Below are 19,636 nucleotides of genomic sequence, written 5' to 3'. Positions count from 1 at the left end.
TCATGGAACGGATGACGGCCGGATCGGCGACGAGCGGGCACGGGCCGGCCCGGAGGTGGTCCCGGCGGCTGGCCGCCGCGCTGGGTCTGGTCCTGCTGTGCGCGCTGCCCGCCGGGGCGAGCGACGCCGTCCGGGCCGGTGACGCAGGCACTCCCGTCGGTCCGGCCCCGTACGTGTCCGACTACGGCGGCAACCGGGTGCTGACCCTGTCCCACGGTGAACAGGTCACCGTCCCCCTGGACGGGCTGGTGCGTCCGACCGGTATGGCCCGGGACGCGGCCGGCCGGCTCTACGTCTCCGACACCGGCAACAACCGGGTCGTCGTCCTGCCCCCGGGCGGTGGGGAGCAGTCGGTCGTACCGGCGGGAGATCTGTCGCGCCCGCTGGGGCTCGCGGTCGACCCGGTCGGGAACCTGTACATCGCTGACAGCTTCAACGACCGGATCGTGAGGGTGGCGGCCGACGGCGGGGGCCGGACGGTGCTGGCCACGGAGGGGCTGCTGCACCCCTGGGGGCTGGCCTGGGCACCCGACGGGCATCTGTACGTCTCCGACTTCGTCAACGACCGGGTCGTCAGGGTCGCGGTGGACGGCGGCGGCCAGCAGACGGTCCCGACGACGGGCCTCTCCCAGCCGACCGGGCTGGCGCTGAGCACGGGAGGCGACCTGTACATCGCCGACAGCGGCAACAACCGTGTGGTGAAGGTCGCCGGCGGAAGCGGCCGGCAGAGCACCGTTGCCGTCACGGGGCTCAACTCCCCGCTGGGACTCTCCCTGGACGGCAACGGCCACCTGTACGTGGCCGACGGGTTCAACAACCGCGTGGTGCGCGTCCGCGAGGCCGGAGGAGAACAGGTGACACTCGGCTTCACAGGGCTCAGTACCCCGACCGGTCTGGCCTTCCCGCCTGCCCCGCACAACCCGGGGTACGGACAGAACTGACAAGCAGCGAGCCGCAGGTCGCACATGGTCGTTCGCGGCCCCTCTGTCACGACACGGCAAGCCAGCCCCCTTTTCGTTCATGCACGGGATGTACTGGCGGCCGATCCGGCGGCGGTCGTGGGCGGAGTGGCTGTGCCTCCCCGCCCACGAGGGCGGCCTATGGTCCGGCCTGCAGGGCTGTCCAGGTCTGCAGGCCGACGTCGCCGTCGACGCCGAGGCCGCGGCTGGTCTGGTAGTCGCGTACGGCTTGATCGGTGTTGGGGCCGAAGTCGCCGTCGATGCCCACGGTGCGGCCGAGTGCCGCGGTCAGTGCTCGTTGCAGTCGGCTGACGTCCGCGCCGGTCGACCCGTTCTGCAGGGCCGGTGTCGAGCCGTACGACAGCAGGGCCGTCCAGGTCTTGGGGCCGATGTCACCGTCGGCCGTGAGGCCTCGGGCGGACTGGGAAGGCCTTCGTCGCCGTCGCGGTGTTGGGTCCGAAGTCGCCGTCCGGTTCTCCCGGATTGTGTCCGGCGGTGATCAGCCGGCATTTGGGCCGCCTTGACCAGATTGCCGTTGGCTCCCTGCTGGATGAGGGGGTACGCGGCGAAGTCGAGGTTGATGCCGGTGCAGGTGGGCGCCGGTGTGCCGCCGCCGCAGTTGTTGCTGGTGACGTTCCGCCAGGTCCGGCCGTTGGCCTGGCCGTACTCGACGCCGTTGAACCAGGGGCGGATCCGTTCGGAGGTGGGGTTGCCCCAGGTGGCGGATCCGTTGTTGTCGGCGTCGTAGGCGAGCTCGAAGTGCAGGTGCGGGTGGTTGTTGGAGGTGGGCCCGGTCCTGCCGACCCGGCCGATCAACTGGCCGCGCTGCACCGTCTGGCCGACGCTGACAGCGCGGCTCTGCAGGTGCAGGTAGGTGGTGAAGTAGCGCTGCCCGTATCGAGGCTCCAACTGGTGGCTGTGTGCTGGGCCGGTTCACTCTGATGCCGCCGGCAGCCAGTCGATCACCCGTACGGCATCGGCCCCTGGAACTCACCCCTTGAGCTTGGGAGCGTACGCGTGCTGTCAGACCTGGTGCCACCGCGCGGTCAGATCAGCCGCGACGACGAGGACCGAGCCGTTGGTGAAGGCGATCTCGTGGGCGACGCCCGCCGGGTGGGGAAGCGCCTCGTCGAGTTGGAGGCTGCCGAGCCGGGGCTCGGTGCCGTCGCCCTCGTCCGTGTCGACCCGCAGGTTCCGGACGTCCGAGTACCGCAACAGCAGGCCCTCGTCGTGCTTCCACTTGTTGGGCCGCAGGTCGATCTCCACGACAAGCCGCGGGCCTTCGTCCACCAGCCCGATCCGTCCGACGGTGAGGTCCTTGACGCACCGGACGGAGGAGAAGTCGTAGTGGGCCGGGTCCCAGGCCCACTCCCGGGCCCCCGGAGGAAGGTCCTCCGCGAGCCCGGCCAGAGCATCGAGATACGGCTGCGGATCAAGTGCGAAGCCGTAGTAGTCGGCGAGCGGTTCCACCCGCGCGTATCGCATCAGCAACCACCCGTGATCCTGGGCGCTTCCAGCGTCGCCCTTGCTGTTCTCGGTTCCCTTGGGGCCCGATGCGGTGCTGGCACCGCATCTCCTCACCACCGCCCTACCCACCGAAGTCGCCGCACACCGCCAGGACCATGAGCAGTGCGGTGCAACCGCCCAGCACCATGAGCGTCGACACTGAGGTGCGGTCCAGGACGACTCCCCCGACCAGGGCACCCATCGAGATCGTCGCCTGAAAGGTGGCGGTGAACAGGACGGATGCCGCTTCCGGGGCGTGCGGCGCCGCCTTGGCGAACCAGGTCTGCGACGCGACCGGTACGGCGCCGTACGCGATGCCCCACACACTGAGCAGCACGACCGCGCCGACCTCCCAGCGGCCCAGCGCCGGAAGCAGGAGGGTCACCCCGGCGATCAGGGCGGCAGCGAGGCCGAAGACCATGCGTGGGTACCGGGCCACCCAGGCGCCGCCCAGGAAGGTGCCGAGGACGCCGGCAACGCCGTAGAGCAGCAAGAGAGCAGTGATCAGATGACCGCCGGCGTGGGTGACCTGTTCGAGGAACGGTGTCACGTAGGTGTAGGTGCCGAAGTGCGCCAGCACCACGAGAAACGTCAGCAGGAGGGCGAAGCGAGTGCTCCTGCTGCGGAGCATGCTGTTGAGCACGCCCAGGCGGGTGGCCCGGACCGCAGGCAGCGGCGGTACGAACCAGAACAGCATGACCAGCACGCCGACCGTGGCTGCTCCCATGACGGTGAAGGCCGTCCGCCATCCGGCGAGATCACCGATGAGAGTGCCCATCGGCACACCGAGGACGGATCCCAGCGGTACGGCAGAGAAGATCACCGCCGTGGCCCTGCCCACCGACGCCGGCGGCACCAGACGCTCCGCCAACCCCGCCCCGATCGACCAGAAGCCGCCGATCGTGACCCCGACCATGACCCGGGAGGCCAGCACCAGCCAGTAGCTGGGTGCAGCGGCGGCAAGGAAGTTCGCCACGGCCAGCAGGAACATGAGGACGCACAGCATCAGTCGGCGGTCGAGGCGTGCCGTCGCCACAGTGACCAAGGGAGCGGCGATCGCCGCCACGAAGCCCGGCACGGTCATCATCAGACCGGCGGTCCCGTCCGAGACGCCGAAACTCGATCCGATCGAGGTCAGCAGACCGATCGGCAGGATCTCGGTGGTCACGATGACGAAGATCCCCAGCATCACCGAGAACACAGCGAGCCACTCCACCAGCGGGGACCGGGAGGGTAAGGATGTGCCGTCGCCTGCAACGGCGGTGGTTGACTGCATGGCGTTCCGTCCTGTGAAGGCAGCGGGATTCGCGATCAGTCCAGCAGACCTCACAGGAAGTAGCTGGCAGGTCTGCGACCACACCCCTGCCCTTCGGGATCCCCAAGCCCAACTGGGGCATGCCCGGGGCCGGCGGCCCTCAAGTCCGGTGCGGGGTCTGTGCGGTGAGTCTTCTCACCGCACAGACCCGTGATCGGTGCCTCCGCCTCTGGCGCGAGCGCCGGCGGGCATACGGGATGCGAAACCCCGTGGAACGCGCTGCGAGTTGGCTACGGTGCGAGGTTGGACGGGAGGCTTCGCGGGTCCGCCGGGCGTGGGACGTAGACCGGGGAGTCCGACTGGTAGAAGAGGTCGATGTCGGCCTCCTCGCCACCGACGATCAGGGTGTCCCAGGCGCCGCTCTCCCAGAGCGTGCGCAGTGTGGCGGGGGCCAGTGTCGAGAGGTGGGCGCGCAGCTCATCGTCGGTCGGCATGCCGGGCAGGCGGGAGCTGAGCCGGTCGCGTATGGAGCCCATCCTCTCCAGCAGGGCGTCGAGGTGGAAGTCCGGGGCCGCGGCGTCGGCGTCCGGCGTCGGTTCCATGCTGCGGGCGATGATGTCCTTGATGGCACGGGTGACCCCGTGCTCGTCCGTGGTGACCATGGCGTTCCAGGCACGGCTCTTGTGCCGGTACTGGAGCATCGACATGGCCGCCTCGTGCCGGATGAAGTCGGCGTCCCGCAAGGGCTTGCCCTGCCAGGCGCGGCTCAGCGAGCGGGCCAGTGAAGTGGCGGAGGCCAGACCGCTGTTGAGGCCGCGGCCCGGCCAGAAGTGGATGGCGTTGGCCGCGTCGCCCAGCAGGAATCCGTACGTGCCCGGGCTCGTCGCGGTCGGGCGGGTCAACTGCGCCGTGAACCGCGGACGCTGGACCATGTCCAGCCGGAACGAGGTCACGGCGGTGAGGGCCTCCTCGTCCATGCCGAACAGCCGGAGCCCTTCCCGGATCCGCTTCCACAGCGGCGAGCTGCGCAGCAGGGCGGGCAGGAACAGCGTCCCGTGCGTGGGGCAGACGAACTCGTTCTCCTCCCCACGGCTCATGACGCAGGGGCGGGAGGCGATGCACTCCTCGAAGACCTGGCGTACGGGGTCGATACCGACGACGTTCCTGGCCTCCTCACGAGTGAGGCGCATGTTCAAGAAGCCCTCGCCGCGCAGGGAGTTGAGCAGGAATCGGTTCTGGGAGACGGTCAGCAGCACACTCATGGGGTCCGGGAGGGGGGACTTCACCCGCAGGCCCAGCACCACGTCCTGGAGATGGTCGCCGTCGAGGGAGTAGATCGACGCGTCGGCCGCGCCGAAGCGGTCGCCGTAGTACTCCCGGGTGCGGGACCGTCCGCCCTCGCAGACCACCAGGACGTGTTCCTGGCTGAGCCGTCCCTGGTGCTCCGAGGGATCGAACCGTCGCGGTACGAGCCTGATCGCCGGCTTCGTGTTCGCCAGTTCCAGCAGCCGGTCCTCGATGTGGGCGATCCGGATGTTGCGGGGAGGGCTGCCCTCCACCGAGTCCGGTCCGACCGGCCACATCTCCGTGTAGTCGCCGGAGGTGAACAGCGCCGTGCGCAACTCGTCGGGGAGCGCGAGGTACTGGCGGCTCTGTACGGTCACGACCTGCTGGCGCCGGGTGTTGCCGTGGGTCTCGTCCTTCCAGACCACGGCGGAGCCGTTCTTGATCCAGCGCCCTTCGTGGATCGTGACGGCGACCCTCCCGGGCAGCATGCTCTCCAGCGTCAGCGCGAAGGCGAGGCCGACCGGTCCCCCGCCGGTGATCGTGACGCGCAGCAGGCCGGGATCGGCGGAGGCCTGCGCCCGGGGCATGTCGAGGAGGGAGAGGTCCATGACCGTCTCCAGGGCTTCCTGGGCCTCGAACAGGAAGGTCTCGTCACCGATCCGGATGAGGTCGCCGGCCCGGAGTGCGTGCCGGGTGACGCGTACCTCGTTGACGAACGTGCCGTTCCGGCTGCGGTCGTGGAGAACGAAGCCCGCGTCCTCCAGGACGATCTCCGCGTGCAGACGTGAAGCGCTCGCACTGACGATGACGACGCCGTTGTCGCTCTTGCGTCCGAAGGTCAGGGGCTGGGCGCCCAGGACCACGCTCTGACCGGTGAAGGGACCCGTCTGGCCCACGATGACCGATGGCACTCGCACTCCTAGCGAACAAACTGAACTGGAAAAGGGAGGACCGCGTCAGGCGGTCCACCCGACAACGGAATGATCAGGCCGTGCAGGTCAGGGACAGCGGCACCGTGTTGGACCTGCCGCTGAGCGGCGCGTTGAGTTCTACGCCGATCGCGCTCTCGAAGGTGCCGGCCTTCGCCCACGTCGTCAGGCTGACGCTGACTTCCTTGGTGAGGCTGCCACCGTTCGGGAAGGACATCGTCCGCCACTCGTCGTCGGTGACCGTGCCGTCCGTGGACACCCACCGGTAGGAGAACTGCGCGGGCAGGCGGTCCACCGTGAAGGTCGCCGTGAAGGTGGGCGCCTCGCCGTTGGCCGGCGGACACGGGCCCGAGTACGTCGTCCGTTCACCGGTCACGTTCATCCGCACGCCCTCGGAAGCGGCGCCGTCCTGCTCGTCGGCTCCCGCACCGGACCCGGCGTCCTGGCTCTGGTTCTTCGCCTTGTCGTCGTCCCCGGCGTTCATGAGCGTGTATCCGGTCCCGCCGACCACGAGCGCGGCGACGAGCGCGCCCACCATCAGTGCGGCGCCGCGCCGACTGCGCCGAGCAGGGGGTTCCTGGGGAAGGGCTGCTCCCGCCGTGGTGGGATCCGGGTGCGCGCCGTAGGGGTGCGGTGGCTGCGCCGGGAACCCGGTGACGGTGGGAGGCGGGCCCTCGGACCGCGCGGGGGCCGGCTGTTGCGCTACGTGGGTGTCGCCCGGACCTGGTCGGGCGGGGCTCGTCGCGGGCGCCGAGGCCGGACCCTGCGCCGGGGCCGGACCCTGCGCCGTGGCCGGGGCCTGCTCCGGGGCCGCGGCAGTGGTCGTAGCCGTGACTGCGGCCGCGGGGTCGTGCTCCGTCTCTGACCGAACCGGGGACACCTGTGTCGTGCTCGAAGTCCCGGCCTGGTCTTCGGCGATGACCGGTGTCGCGTACGGGGTCTCGGCGTCAGCCGCAGACGCGGTCCGGGCCAGCCCCGTCACCGTCTGCGTCACGGAATCCCCGGTGACGGTGGGTACATCAGCGGTGCCCGTCTCGGGAGCGCCGCCCTCGCTCACCAAAAGCAGGTCACGCGCCGCCTGTTCGGCACCGAGGCGTTCGTCCGGGTCCTTGCGCAGCAACCCGTCGATGACGGCGGTGAGCGGACCGGCCCGGCGGGCGGGGGGCAACTGCTCGTCCACGATGGCCCGCAAGGTGCTGAGCGGAGTGTTCTGGCGGAAGGGTGTGATCCCCTCCACCGCCGCGTACAGCAGCACGCCGAGCGACCACAGGTCGGACGCGAGTCCGGGTTCCCTGCCCAACGCCCGCTCGGGCGCCAGGAATTCAGGCGAACCGACGACCTCTCCGGTCATGGTGAGGGCCGTACTGCCCTCGACCGTGGCGATGCCGAAGTCGGTGAGCACGACCCTGCCGTCGTCGGCGATCATCACGTTGGCCGGCTTGACGTCGCGGTGCAGTACACCGGCCTCATTGGCGGCGCGGAGTGCGGCCAGGACCTCGCCACCGATGAACGCGGCTCGGCGAGGGGTGAGCGTGCCCTCGGCCTCCAGTAGGGCGGCCAGTGACCGGCCGCGGACCAGCTCCATGACGATCCACGGACGGCCGTCCTCCATGACCACGTCATGGACGGTGATCACGCCCCGGTGCGCCACGCGTGCCGCGGCCCACGCCTCGCGCTCCAGTCGCGTGTACATCCGCTCGATGGCTGCCGCGGAGAGCCCGGCCGGTGCCCGGACCTCCTTGATGGCGACCTCGCGCTGCAACACCTGGTCACGGGCGCGCCACACGGTGCCCATGCCGCCTTCGCCGAGGGGCGACACCAGGGCATAGCGTCCGGCGACCACCCGCGGACGCTCTGTCTTCTGGGACCCGGAGTCCTGATCGGTCATCAGCGTGTTTCTTCCTTTCGACACGCAAGCGGCTCGTCGGGGCGGGGACGCGGCCCCCGGATCACCGACCACGCGCGGACGGCATCGCCTGAAGTACCGACAGAACCACGCCGGATGGAGACGCGTACCACCGCGCCTCGCCCACGCGGGAGGCCCGACCCGCCCCGTGTTGATTCGGGGAACGGACACGAAGCGACGGACTGTCGGCGGATGGATCCTCTACCTGCCCATGGACTCATCCGGCACCGATCGTACTGCCGTGCGAGGGCTGCGCGTTGCCTGCGCCCACCCGGTCGAACCCGTCTTTGGCCTGTCGCCAGCCACACTTGCGCATCCCCCGTTGTTCCCCGTGTTCGGCCGATGCCGGCGGCGCATCGCACGACGCGCGCTTGGTCCCCAACGGCCGGCATCACAGGGCCCCCTGCCCCATCAACGTACCAATGAGCCTCGGCGTTCAATGTCGAGCGGAAAATTTCGCGGAAGACGTCCCGCGCACGAAATTCGATCGCTGACCCAGGGGCTGCGATCGAGCTGTCACGGGCGCCGAGAGGGCAGCTGGTTCAGCATCTGTTGCTGATGGCGGTAGCCGATCGTCTCGTATCCGATCACGGTGACATAGGGGGCGAGCATGACCACGAGCAGACACACCGCGACGGAGACCCCTGCGGCCGACAGCAGTACGGCTGCGGCCAGCACGACGAGGGTGAGAGTGATGAGGAGGAGGTGGAAGCGGTCGGCGGCCGACAACAGCAAGGTGTGGAGCAGGTAGACCATGAGCAGATAGAGACCGGCCGGGAGAGCCAGGGACAGCACGACGGCGGTTGGGCCGAGATGCGCGTGGTGTTCCATGTACAGCCCGGCCACGTGCAGTCCCGCTCCGACACCCGCGATGCCGAGGAAGACGGGGATGTGCCCGTAGCCGAAGAGGTATCCGCGCCCGCGGCGGTGGACGAGGATGTCGCCGAAGGGGGTGGAGAAGTAGACCCACCACATCCCGAAGGTCAGTCCGACGCCCGCGACGACGACGGCAACGGCGTTGCCTGTCCAGTGTGTCCCGTCCGCGCCGCCGAGGAGATCGCCCGAGGAGGCCACGGTACCGACCACGCTCTCCCCCAGCACGATGATCGCGAACAGGCCGTAGCGCTCGGCGACATGGTGCGGATGCCAGGGCGTGCCGCCGGCCCCGCCCTGGGCGAACAGCGGCAGCAGCAGCTCCAGCGTTCCGAGCACGACGACAAGAATGACCGCTGCCAGGAGCGGCAGATCCGCGAACGCCACCACGGTCCACCCGACCTGGGCGATCAGGGTCCACAGGATGTTCGCCCCGGCCACCTTGCGATACGACGGGGACTGGCGGGACACGCGCCACCATTGCAGCACCACGGCGACGCGCATCACGATGTAGCCGAGGACCATGACCCGCAGTTCCAGGTGGTCGCCCTCTTCGACGGAGTGGAACATCGCGGGGATCCCGAGCGCGAAGACGACGACGCCGGTCATCTGCACCATCGTCAGCGCGCGGTAGAGCCAGTCGTCCGTGCCGAACGCGGAGGCGAACCAGCTGAAGCCGATCCAGGCGACGCTGATCGCGAACATGGCGAGGAGGAACGCGCCGACAGCCTGCCCGGGATGCCCGTCGGCGAGCAGTTCGGAGTAGTGCAGGGCCGCGGTGCCGACCGCGACGACGAAGGTCAGGTCGAACAACAGCTCCAGCGGTGTGGCGACCCGGCCGATCTCCTCGGGGTTACGTCCGGTCATCGGCACCAGTCGGTGCGCGAGCCTGCCTCTGCCTCCGGTACCGGCACTTCGCGATTCGCTCATGCGCATCATCTTCGCTCGAAGGTGACGGCGAACGTCTCAGCTGCACGGAGTGTCCATGTCTCAACTGGTCCCCGCGACGGCTTCCGACTGATAGTGATGAGGCTGCTATGACTGAACTGACGAAACCCCAAGTCGATGTTCCGAAGGGTGACGCTCCTACCGAGCTGACCATCCGGGACCTGATCGTCGGAGACGGAGCCGAGGTGAAGCCGGGCATGGTGGTCAGGGTCCACTACGTCGGGGTGACCTTCGAGTCCGGGAAGGAGTTCGATGCCTCCTGGGACCGCGGTCAGCCCTACAAGTTCGGCCTGGGCAGCGGAAAGGTCATCAAGGGCTGGGACCGGGGGGTGAGGGGCATGAAGGTCGGCGGTCGACGCGAAATCATCGTCCCCCCGCGCCTCGGCTACGGCAATCAGTCGCCTTCGTCTCTGATCCCGCCGGGCTCGACCCTGATCTTCGTGGTGGACCTGCTGGACTCGTACTCCAGCACCACCGGATGGAGCAACTCTTAGCTGGCGGGAAGCCTCGGCCGGCTCTCTCTCGGCCGAGGCTTCGTCTCGCCGAGATCCCGGCGCCGGCTAGAGCTCCACGACGTCTGCGATCACGCAACTGATGTTGTCGGGGCCGCCGGAGGCGTTGGCGAGGGTGATGAGTTCACGGACGGCCTGGTCGGGATCACTGGTCTCGGAGAGTGCCCGCTGGATTTCCGGGGTGGGCACGACAGTCGACAGGCCGTCGGAGCAGAGCAGGTACCGGTCGTCCCGTTGGGCGTCGTGCAGGCGCAGGTCGGGATGGGTGTCGGTTCCCGGGCCCAAAGCCCGGACCAGAAGTGACCGTTGGGGGTGGGAGGCGGCTTCTTCCGGGCTGAGGCGTCCTTCGTCGATCATCGACTGGACCATGGTGTGGTCGTGGGTGATCTGGAACAGCTCTCCGCCGCGCAGGAGGTAGACGCGGGAGTCGCCGATGTGGACGAGGGCCAGCTGTGATCCGGTCCAGAGCATCGCGGTGAGGGTCGTGCCGGTGCCCTCGGCTGCGGAGGCCGTCGCGGCGACGTCGTGCACGGCCTGCTTGGCCTGTTCGATGACGTCTTCGAGGACGTTCAGGAGTGGGCCGGCCGGGATGCTGTCGGTTTCGAGGTGCTTGAACGCCTCGACGGCGGCCGCGCCGGCGGGGGCTCCCTGGCTGCCCCAGCCGTCGGCGACAGCGAGGAGGCGCGATCCCGCGTACGCGGTGTCCTGGTTGGTCTCGCGGACCAGACCCGTATCGGACAGTGCGGCGTAGCGGATTCCCAGGGACGGGGCGGTCGGGTTCATGGCGGGTTCCTTCCGTGACAGGTGGTCGATGAGGAAGGTGGCCAGGTCCCGCCGCGCGGCGGTGTCGGCCTCGACCTGGGCCCAGAACGCGCGGATCTCCTGCCCGGCCGGTCCCGCGTCCAGTGCGCAGACGGGCTGGATGCGGGCCAGCGGCATCCCCAGGCGCCGGAGCCAGGCGACCAGGCGGGCCTGGTCCAACTGCTCGGGCGCGTAGAGACGGTAGCCGGTCACCGTGTCGACACGCTTGGGGGTCAGTACGCCGAGCTCGTCGTACAGACGCAGCGCCTTCGGTGACAGCCGGGCCGCCTTCGCGAACGCCCCGATGGTCATCAGCCCCATGCCCGCTCCTCCTCATGCCGAGCAGGTTCGCCCGGCCCCACTGATGCTGCGGCATCCCCCAAGGTGAAGGTCAACCAAGGGTTGTGCTGAGGCACGCCGCCTACCCCCAGCCCCATGCGGGGTGCCGCGCCTCCCGAATGCCTAGCGGCCGGGGAGGCGGAAGCCGGTGAAGAGGTCGTCCAAGCCGCGGCGGGCCAGGCGGTTCGGGGTGGCGCGGACCGCGAGGTCCCGGGCGGCCGCCGCGAGCGGGTTGCGTACGGCGCCCAGGCGACCGACCCGGCGGGCGCGGACGCGTACGGCGTCGGTGCGGGCCCGGCGGGCGGCCGTGTACGCGGCGAGAGCGGTCGGGATCCGGTCCGCGACCGTATCGGGGGTGTCGGCCGCGGGCAGCAGGTGGGCCAGGACCACCGCGTCCTCGATGGCCTGGCAGCCGCCCTGGCCGAGGTTGGGGGCCATGGCGTGGGCGGCGTCGCCGAGCCAGGCGATCCGGCCGTGGTGCAGGGCGGGCAGGGGCGCCGCCAAGTCGTGGAGGTCGTTGTGCAGGACGTCGGCCGCGTCCAGGCGGCCGACGCGTTCCAGCAGGGCGGGGATCGGGTCGTGCCAGGAGCCGAAGCGGCGGCGCAGTTCGGCGCGCGGGTCGGCCCAGCGGGTGCCGGCCGGGACGACCGCGGTGGCGTAGAGGTAGAGCCGGCCGTCGGACAGCGGGGTGATGCCGACCCGCTCGCCCCGGCCCCAGGTCTCGCTCGTGGCCGTCACCTCCAGCTCCGGGGCCTCCACGAGGCACCGCCAGGCGGTTTCGCCGATGTAGTGCAGGCCGGGGTGGGTGGGGAAGAACGTCCGGCGCAGCGGGCTGTGGATGCCGTCGGCGGCGACGACCAGATCGGCGGGCAGGTCCGGGCCGGCTGCCGTACGGACCACCGGGCGGCCCTCGGCATCGTCCACACCGGTCACGGCGGTGCCGTAGCGCAGGGCCGCCGGGGGCAGGGCAGCGGCGAGGGCGGCGGTGAAGGCCGGGCGGGCAATGGCGATCGGCGGCATGCCGTACCGGGCCGCCATGTCCGTGGTGGCCTCCCGCACCAGCCAGGTGCCGTCCCAGCGGCGCAGGCCCATCGTGGCGGGTACGGCACTGCCGACGGCATGGGCGGCGTCCAGGCCGATGGCGTCCAGGGCGCGCAGGGCGTTGGGGGCCAGGCCGATACCGGCGCCGGTGGTGGGCGGTTCGGGGGCGCGTTCGCAGACGGTGACACGCCAGCCGCGGCGGTGCAGTGCGACAGCGGCAGTCAGACCGCCGATCCCGGCGCCGACCACCACCGCGTGACATGGGCGCACGGGACACCTTCCGGTCGCGGTCAGGCACCGGGCAGTCGCGGCACCCCGCCCACACGCTACAGCTGGGGGTCGGGCGGCCCGGCAGCCGGGCGGGACCGATGGGGCTTCCGTGCCGGACGCCGAGGGCGGGCGGGAGTTGGGTCAACGGTCGACCAGCCGTGGACGGGGGGCCTCGTCCGTGGAGTGCGCGTCAGTGTCGTCGGTGCCGTCGGTGCCGTCGGTGCCGACCGGGCCGCGGGGAAGGATCCGGTCCAGCCACTTCGGCAGCCACCAGTTGGTCCGGCCGAGGAGTGTCATGGTCGCCGGCACCAGCACCATGCGTACGACCGTGGCGTCGATGAAGATCGCGGTGGCCAGGCCGAGCCCGAACATCTTGGTGGAGGGGTCGTCGGCGACGGCGAAGGACAGGAAGACCGCCACCATGATGAGGGCGGCCGAGGTGATGATCCGGGCGGTGCGCGAGATGCCCTCGACGATCGCCGTGCCGTTGTCGCCGGTGCGCAGGTACTCCTCACGTACGCGGGAGAGGAGGAAGACCTCGTAGTCCATCGACAGGCCGAACAGGATGGCGAAGAGGAACATCGGAATGAACGACACGATCGGAACCGTCGCTTCGAGCCCGATGAGTGCGCCTCCCCAGCCCCACTGGAAGACCGCGACCATGAGGCCGTAGGACGCGCCGATGCTCAGCAGGTTCAGCAGGACCGCCTTGAGCGGTACGAGGACCGAGCGGAAGACCAGCATCAGCAGCAGGAACGACATCGCCAGCACGGCGGCGACGAAGAGCGGCAGGCGTTGGCTGGTGCGTTGGCCCACGTCGGACAGGCTCGCGGCGGCGCCGCCCACGTGGGCCCTGGCCGGGCCGTGTCCGATCGCCTCGGGCAGCACGTCGGTGCGCAGCCGGGCGATGGTGTCGGCCGTGGCCTCGTCCTGAGGGCTGGTGGTCGGGAAGACGACGAGGGTCGCGATGCCGGTGGCCCGGTCGATGTGTGTCGGGGCGACGGATGCGATGCCCGGATCCGCCGAGACCGCCCCGACCAGGCGGTCCAGCACCCCCTGGTCTCCGGCGGGGTCCGCGGCGATGACGAGGGGGCCGTTGGTGCCCGGGCCGAACCCCTGGGCGACGAGGTCGTAGGCGCGGCGCTCGGTACGGCTGTGGGGCAGTGAGCCGTCGTCGGGCAGGCCGACGCGCAGGCCGAGCACGGGCAGTGTCGCGGTCAGAAGCAGCGCCGCCGCGCCGACCGCGTACAGGACGGGGTGCCGGCTGACGTGCCCGATCCAGCGCCGCCACCCGGTGGCGTGGTCGGCGCCCGCCACCGGGTTCCGCCGCCGCGCGAGTCGGCCCGGCTTCCTGGTCCGCAAGGCCCGGCTGATCCGGCCGGTGCGGGCCAGGCGTGGGCCGGCAGCGCCGAGGAAGGCCGGCAGCAGCGTCACCGACGCGACGACCATCGTCAGGACGACGATCGAGACGGCGACCCCGCCCACCGTCATGAACGGCACGTTCGCGACCGCCAGGCCGAGGATCGACACGACGACAACGCCGCCGGCGAAGACCACGGGCCGCCCCGCCGTGGCCACCGCGCGCCCCGCCGCCTCGTGGGGTTCGAGCCCGCGCGCGAGGTACTCCCGGTGCCTGGCGAGCACGAACAGCGCGTAGTCGATGCCCACTCCGAGCCCGACCATGCTGCCCAGGACGGGGGCGAAGGTCGGAACGTCCGTCACTCCCGCGAGTAGCGTCATCGTGGCCACGCCGATGGTCAGCCCGAAGACCGCCATGCCGATCGGCAGCGCGGCGGCGACGAGCGAACCGAAGGCCAGAAACAGGATCGCCGCCGCGGCTAGGAGGCCGATCAGTTCGCTCGCGCCGCCGTCGGCGTCGGAGAAGACGTAGAAGAGGTTCCCGCCCATCTCGATGCGCAGGGGCAGTTCGGCGCGCAGCCGGTCGCCGAGATCGACGATGGCGTCGAGGTCTTCGGCCGACAGCCGGCTCTGGTCGGGGTACTGCACCCGTACGACCGCGATCCGCCCGTCGGCCGAGACGAGGCCGGCGCGCGCTGCAGTGTCCCCGCCCGCGTCGAGCGCCCTCGCCGGGTCGCTCGTGCCGAGTACGTGCGGCAGTCGCCGCACCTCGGTCTGGAGCCGCGCGAGAGCGGTGCGCGCTCCGTCGTCGCCGAAGAACGACGCGCCGTCGTCGAGGGGGGTGACGACCACTTGGGCGGTCATCCCCTCCTGGCCGGTGCCCGCCCGCTCGATCAGTTCCGCGGCCCGAGCGGAGTCCAGTCCCGGAGCGGTCATCGAGTCCGCGGTCCGCCCGCCGAAGGCGACAGCGGCGAGGACGGCGAGCGTGGTGGCGAGCAGCCATGTCGCGATCACCCGCCAGGGATGGCGGGCTGCGCCAACGCCCAGACGCAACAGGGCTTTCGAGAGCATCGGGGTCCTCCAACCACCTCGTCGGCCGTCCTTGTGCGGCCGCCGGATCCGAGGCTCGTCGCCACGGCGCCGCGCGGCATCGGCCCGCGGGCCGCGGATCCGTCGACCTCAGGGCGGAGCAAGACCCCGTCCTTTCGGCCGATGCGGACCGCGCCACAGTCCCTAGGCTGAGAACCGTGCTCCGAGACGACGTGCGAACCCTGTGGACCGAACCCCGGCCACCCGACGTGCCCGCCCGGGTGTGGCGGGACTGGGCGCTGCTCGCCGCGGGTCTGGGCGGTGCGGTGCTGGAGGCGGCCCTGCGCGAGGACGTCGTGTGGCGGCCGGTGGCGGTGGTGTTCACCGTATGGCTGTGCCTGCTGCCCCTGTGGCGGCGGACCCGCCCGCTGGCGACGGTGACGCTGGCGTTCGGCTCGGTGACCGGGCTTCAGCTGGCCACGCTCGTCGCCGCACCGCGCGAGCCCGTGGGCCTGTACACCGGCGCGGTCGTACTCGTGCTGGTGTACGCGCTGCCCCGGTGGGGGTCGGGACGCGAGATCGTGCTGGGCGGCGCGGTGATCCTCGCGGCCGGCGCTCTGTGTTCCGTCACCGACGGGACCGCGATCGTCGAACAGGTCGTGGGCTTCGTGTTCCTTCTGCTGCCCGGCGTGATCGGGGCCGCCGTACGGTTCCGGGGGACCGCTCGCGAGCGGCAGTTGGAGCAGGTGCGCTCCCGCGAGCGCGAGCAGCTCGCCCGGGAACTGCACGACACGGTGGCCCATCACGTGTCGGCCATGGTGATCATCGCGCAGGCGGGCCGGGTGCTCGCGGACACCGACCCGTCCGCCGCCGTCGAAGCGCTGGAGGGGCTGGAGGAGGAGGGAGCGCGCACGTTGGAGGAAATGCGCGCCATGGTCGCCACGCTGCGCGACCGCGGGGTGGGCGCGGAACTGGCGCCGCCTGCGGGAGTCGCGGATCTGGAACGCCTGGTGCGCACTCCGCGTGGCCGCCTCAAGGTCGACCTGCGGCTCGACGGCGAACTGGACGCGCTGCCACCGGCCGTGGACGCGGCCGTCTACCGGATCGTGCAGGAGTCGGTGACCAACGCGCTGCGTCACGCGGTCGACGCGACCGAACTCGTCGTCCGGGTCGCCGCCGAACGGCACACGGTGAGCGTGAGCGTGCGCGACAACGGCCGACGCACCGGCCGGGGCCGCGACGGATACGGACTGACCGGACTGCGCGAGCGCGCGACCCTGCTCGGCGGCATGCTGCGAGCCGGCCCGGGTATCGACCGGGGCTGGCACGTCGAAGCCGAACTTCCGAGAGCGAGGAGCGAGAGCGGTGTCCATTCGCGTGCTCGTCGCTGACGACCAGACGATCGTCCGCACCGGGTTGCGGATCATGCTGAACGCCCAGCCCGGTATCGAGGTGGTCGGCGAGGCCGCCGACGGGCGGGAAGCGGTGCGTCTGGCCCGCGAACTGCGCCCCGACGTCTGCCTGTTCGACATCCGCATGCCCGAGCTGGACGGGCTGGAGGCCACCCGGCTGGTCGCCGGCCCGGGTATCGACGACCCGTTGGCCGTGGTCGTCATCACCACGTTCGACCTCGACGAGTACGTCTACGGCGCCCTGCGCGCCGGTGCCCGCGGATTCCTCCTCAAGGACACGGGACCGGACCTGCTGGCCCAGGCCGTACGGTCGGCGTCCGACGGCGAGGCGCTCATCGCGCCCAGCGTCACCGTCCGTCTGCTCCAGACATTCGCGGACCTGCCCGCCGGCCGGCCCGTGGCCCAGCCGGTCTCCCCCGTCACCGCCCGCGAGGAGCAGGTGCTGCTCGCCGTCGCCCGCGGGCTGACCAACACCGAGGTCGCCGACGCACTGCACATCAGCCTCAGCACGGTGAAGACGCACCTGGCCAGCCTGATGGCCAAACTCGGGGCCCGCAACCGGGTCGAGATCGCGATGTGGGCGTACGAAACACGCCGTATTCTCCCGATGAGTTGAGCCGGGAGGATTGGGCTCCTGGCGCCGCTGAGACCGGCAGGCGGAAGCGAGGCAGATCCAGGCCGCATCGGCGTCTCGTGAGCAGACGCGAAGGAAGGCTGCCGGCGCACGGCTGATCGCCGGCCGTGCGCCGGGAGCCGCCCGAGAGGCAGCCCGCCCACGCCCTGGCCGACACAAAATACCGAACGGCGAGGCTGGGGTGGCCTGCCGGTGACGGCTGCTTCACTGGGGCCATGACCCGACCCCGCCAGGAGATGGACCATGCCGTCAGCTCTCTGTCGAGCAGCGCGGAGCACAAGCAGGCCGAGGCTGTGAACACCCTGGTACGCATCGTGCGGGGTGACGCCGCCCGTCGGGCGCAGGCCCTCACCGCACTCGATGCCTTCGCTGCCAGCCACCGCGGTCGCGCCAGCTACCGGTCCCAGCCGGTCCAGGATGCCCGTACCGTGGTGCACTCGTTCGACGCCAAACGCGCGGCGCGTGCCACCGCCGCCGTCGAGGCCACCGCGGTCATCGTGCTGACCGCGTCGTCCGCGATCGGCTACGCGCTCGACGGCAACGTCCTCATCCGGTTTCTGGTCAGCCTGGGGACCGTGGCCGCGGCGCTGGCAGTCGCCGGCACCACCCGGCGCTTCTGGCAGCCGTATGTCGGGGCGTGGACGATGCTCGCCCCACGAGTCCGCTATGCCCGCGCCCTGACGGTCCTGATCCTCTCCGTGTTCCTCGAACGCACAGCCCGCTCCGTACCCGGCCCCCTCACCGATCTCCTGGTGTTCGGCGCGGGAACCTGCCTGATGGCCTGGCTGCTGTGGATCCGGCAGCCGAGCACCCGTCGGCTCCGGTAGCACGGTCGCGCGGCCGACGAGGTGAGCCGTCGGCGCAGGGCCGGCGGGAGGGCCAGCCGGGCGACGCCTGTCAGGTAGTCGGGGCGACGAATCGCCGTACGAAGGTGAGCGCGGTGTCGGCGACCTCGCGCCAACCGTCGTCGATCGTCAGGGCATGGCCCCGGCCGGGCATTTCGGTGATCTCGGTCGCGGCGTGCTCGTTCTGCGCCTGCCTCTTGTAGGAGGCGTTCGCGATGACCCAGGGGACGGTGTGGTCCTTCTCGCCGGAGATGATCAGCAGGGGGCCTCGGTCTGCGGCGGTGGTGTCCACCTTGACCTCGGTCCAGGGGTTGAGGTTGGCTGCCGCGGCCTGGAACAGGGGCTCACCGGGGGCGGGAACGGCGAAGGTGTCGTACAGCTCGCGCGCCTCCTCCTCGCTGACGGCGTTGGCGAAGGAGTAGCGGAACTGCTCGTACGTCAGCGGTACGGCGCGGTGGTAGTTGGCGGGGTTGCCCAGGACCGCGCTCGCCGCGCGCAGGGAGGACAGCGGGAGCGGCAGGACTCCGCGGAACGGGGCCGGGTCGATGGCGACGGATGCCTGCGACAGCCCCCGTCCGGCGGTGATCTGGGTGATCAGGCCGCCGAAGGAATGGCCGACGACGACGGGCTTCCTCTCCAACTTGCCTATCAGGTCGCAGAAGTGGTCGGCGACCTGCCCGACACTCTTGCCGGCGAACACCTCCGGGTGGGCGTTGGCTTCCTCGACCGTCTCCGGGTCGTCGGGCCAGCCGGGCAGGACCGGGGCGAAGCCGGCTTCCTCGAAAACGGCGGCCCAGCGGTCCCAACTGGTGGGCAGCAGCCACAGACCATGAATGAACACGGCGGGAATGCGGCCGGAGGCGTTCGCCTGCTCGATCTGGGCGAGGTCACGGACGTAGGAAGCGCCGGACGGCCGAGGCGTAATCCGCTCCCTTGCTGCTATTTCGCCCTGGCAGGACAATGAGGGCCCCTGTCCCAACCCCGCCCAGGAGCCATTCGTAAGATCACTCGAATGAGCGCAGAGGTGAGAGAACCGGGCAGGGTCGAGCAGAAGTGGGGCTTCGGCATGGCGCCGATCAAGCCCAACGTGCAGGCCGAACGCACCAGGGCTGCACTGACCACGCTGGAGACGCTGGCCAACGGCCGTACCGGGGCTCTCGGACGGCTGGACGACCTGTCCGTGATCAAGGGGCTGTACACGCGCACCTACAAGAAGGACCAGTGGGACTGGTTCACGGTCTGGAGCCAACTCGGCTTTCCGGCCTACCGGACAGCGCGGGCGGCATCCGGTGAACTTCTCGCGCTCCGCCGGGCGATACAAGCCTGCGAAAGCACCGAGACGGCCCGGCTCATCGCCTCACTGAGCGGTCGAGGGCTGGTTGAAACCCTCCAGCGCTTCGTCGCGGGAACGCCGCTGCGCAAGCCGGGCCACGGTTTCATCTACGTGCTGTCGACCCGCGAGACGCCCGGCATCCTGAAGGTGGGCTACACGGACAGGGACATCGCCACTCGTGCGCGGGAGATCAATGCCTCGACCGGCGTACCGATCCCGTACGGGGCGCGCGGGGCCTGGATGGTTCCGCATGCCCGCCACGTCGAATCCGAGGTCCACGCGCTGCTCGCGGAGTACCGGCTGCGTAAGGACCGTGAGTTCTTCCGCGTGGAATTCGGTGAGGCGGCCCGGCTGATCGACGCCTACGTCGGTGCCATGCCGAGCGGTTGATGAAGACT

15 protein-coding genes and 2 pseudogenes are annotated in these 19,636 nt (G+C 70.6%); 6 read left to right on the top strand and 11 right to left on the bottom strand.

The window, feature by feature from the left end:
- Nucleotides 1–2: 2 nt before the first annotated feature.
- The gene (locus AB0E07_RS08875) at nt 3–941 is read left to right on the top strand and encodes a hypothetical protein (protein ID WP_362247665.1); all 939 of its coding nucleotides are present in this window, start codon (nt 3–5) and stop codon (nt 939–941) included.
- A gap of 157 nt (nt 942–1,098) precedes the next feature.
- On the opposite strand, the pseudogene AB0E07_RS08870 reads toward AB0E07_RS08875, so the two are convergent.
- The 7 genes and pseudogenes from AB0E07_RS08870 to AB0E07_RS08840 form a co-directional block, all read right to left on the bottom strand.
- Nucleotides 1,099–1,429, bottom strand: a pseudogene (locus AB0E07_RS08870) (peptidoglycan-binding protein); the annotation flags it as partial.
- Between the two features lie 283 nt (nt 1,430–1,712).
- Nucleotides 1,713–1,868: pseudogene (locus AB0E07_RS08865) on the bottom strand (M23 family metallopeptidase); the annotation flags it as partial.
- Between the two features lie 114 nt (nt 1,869–1,982).
- Nucleotides 1,983–2,444 carry a hypothetical protein gene (locus AB0E07_RS08860; RefSeq protein WP_362247663.1) on the bottom strand — a complete coding sequence of 154 codons (462 nt, stop codon included), beginning with the start codon at nt 2,442–2,444 and terminating at the stop codon, nt 1,983–1,985.
- 103 nt (nt 2,445–2,547) lie between these two features.
- Nucleotides 2,548–3,654 carry an MFS transporter gene (locus tag AB0E07_RS08855; protein ID WP_362247761.1) on the bottom strand — a complete coding sequence of 369 codons (1,107 nt, stop codon included), beginning with the start codon at nt 3,652–3,654 and terminating at the stop codon, nt 2,548–2,550.
- Between the two features lie 356 nt (nt 3,655–4,010).
- Nucleotides 4,011–5,918 carry an FHA domain-containing protein gene (locus AB0E07_RS08850; RefSeq protein ID WP_362247661.1) on the bottom strand — a complete coding sequence of 636 codons (1,908 nt, stop codon included), beginning with the start codon at nt 5,916–5,918 and terminating at the stop codon, nt 4,011–4,013.
- A gap of 73 nt (nt 5,919–5,991) precedes the next feature.
- A complete protein-coding gene (locus tag AB0E07_RS08845) occupies nt 5,992–7,824 on the bottom strand; it encodes a protein kinase (protein WP_362247659.1) in 1,833 nt (610 codons plus the stop codon).
- Between the two features lie 534 nt (nt 7,825–8,358).
- Nucleotides 8,359–9,645 (bottom strand): low temperature requirement protein A, encoded by a 1,287-nt coding sequence (locus AB0E07_RS08840; protein WP_362247658.1) that lies wholly within the window; start codon nt 9,643–9,645, stop codon nt 8,359–8,361.
- 107 nt (nt 9,646–9,752) lie between these two features.
- Here AB0E07_RS08840 and AB0E07_RS08835 point away from each other — a divergent pair, with 107 nt between their 5' ends.
- Nucleotides 9,753–10,157, top strand: coding sequence for an FKBP-type peptidyl-prolyl cis-trans isomerase (locus tag AB0E07_RS08835; protein WP_362247656.1), 405 nt, complete (start codon nt 9,753–9,755; stop codon nt 10,155–10,157).
- A 66-nt stretch (nt 10,158–10,223) separates the two neighbouring features.
- Here the strand turns inward: AB0E07_RS08835 and AB0E07_RS08830 are convergent, their stop codons facing one another.
- The 3 genes from AB0E07_RS08830 to AB0E07_RS08820 all read right to left on the bottom strand — a co-directional run bounded on the left by AB0E07_RS08830 (nt 10,224) and on the right by AB0E07_RS08820 (nt 15,056).
- On the bottom strand, nt 10,224–11,297 hold the full coding sequence (locus tag AB0E07_RS08830; RefSeq protein ID WP_362247654.1) for a MerR family transcriptional regulator: 1,074 nt from the start codon (nt 11,295–11,297) through the stop codon (nt 10,224–10,226).
- 141 nt (nt 11,298–11,438) lie between these two features.
- Nucleotides 11,439–12,626, bottom strand: coding sequence for an FAD-dependent oxidoreductase (locus AB0E07_RS08825; protein WP_362247652.1), 1,188 nt, complete (start codon nt 12,624–12,626; stop codon nt 11,439–11,441).
- 141 nt (nt 12,627–12,767) lie between these two features.
- Nucleotides 12,768–15,056 (bottom strand): MMPL family transporter, encoded by a 2,289-nt coding sequence (locus AB0E07_RS08820; protein ID WP_362247650.1) that lies wholly within the window; start codon nt 15,054–15,056, stop codon nt 12,768–12,770.
- A gap of 176 nt (nt 15,057–15,232) precedes the next feature.
- Between AB0E07_RS08820 and AB0E07_RS08815 the strand changes: the two genes are divergently transcribed.
- The 3 genes from AB0E07_RS08815 (at nt 15,233) to AB0E07_RS08805 (ending at nt 17,887) form a co-directional block, all read left to right on the top strand.
- The gene (locus tag AB0E07_RS08815) at nt 15,233–16,405 is read left to right on the top strand and encodes a histidine kinase (protein WP_362247648.1); all 1,173 of its coding nucleotides are present in this window, start codon (nt 15,233–15,235) and stop codon (nt 16,403–16,405) included.
- On the top strand, nt 16,380–17,042 hold the full coding sequence (locus AB0E07_RS08810; protein WP_362247646.1) for a response regulator transcription factor: 663 nt from the start codon (nt 16,380–16,382) through the stop codon (nt 17,040–17,042). Before AB0E07_RS08815 ends, AB0E07_RS08810 begins: the two co-directional genes overlap by 26 nt.
- Before the next feature lie 233 nt (nt 17,043–17,275).
- Nucleotides 17,276–17,887 (top strand): hypothetical protein, encoded by a 612-nt coding sequence (locus AB0E07_RS08805; protein ID WP_362247644.1) that lies wholly within the window; start codon nt 17,276–17,278, stop codon nt 17,885–17,887.
- Nucleotides 17,888–17,957: 70 nt separating this feature from the next.
- Here the strand turns inward: AB0E07_RS08805 and AB0E07_RS08800 are convergent, their stop codons facing one another.
- Nucleotides 17,958–18,755, bottom strand: a complete 798-nt coding sequence (locus AB0E07_RS08800) for an alpha/beta hydrolase (RefSeq protein WP_362247759.1) — start codon at nt 18,753–18,755, stop codon at nt 17,958–17,960.
- 162 nt (nt 18,756–18,917) lie between these two features.
- Between AB0E07_RS08800 and AB0E07_RS08795 the strand changes: the two genes are divergently transcribed.
- On the top strand, nt 18,918–19,628 hold the full coding sequence (locus AB0E07_RS08795) for a GIY-YIG nuclease family protein (RefSeq protein ID WP_362247642.1): 711 nt from the start codon (nt 18,918–18,920) through the stop codon (nt 19,626–19,628).
- Nucleotides 19,629–19,636: the final 8 nt, after the last annotated feature.

The sequence above is a fragment of the Streptomyces sp. NPDC048002 genome, assembly GCF_040653275.1.
In the GTDB taxonomy this organism is placed as follows: Bacteria; Actinomycetota; Actinomycetes; order Streptomycetales; family Streptomycetaceae; genus Streptomyces.
The sequence above is the reverse complement of the archived record's forward strand: the minus strand, read 5'-3'. Positions and strand labels throughout refer to the sequence as shown.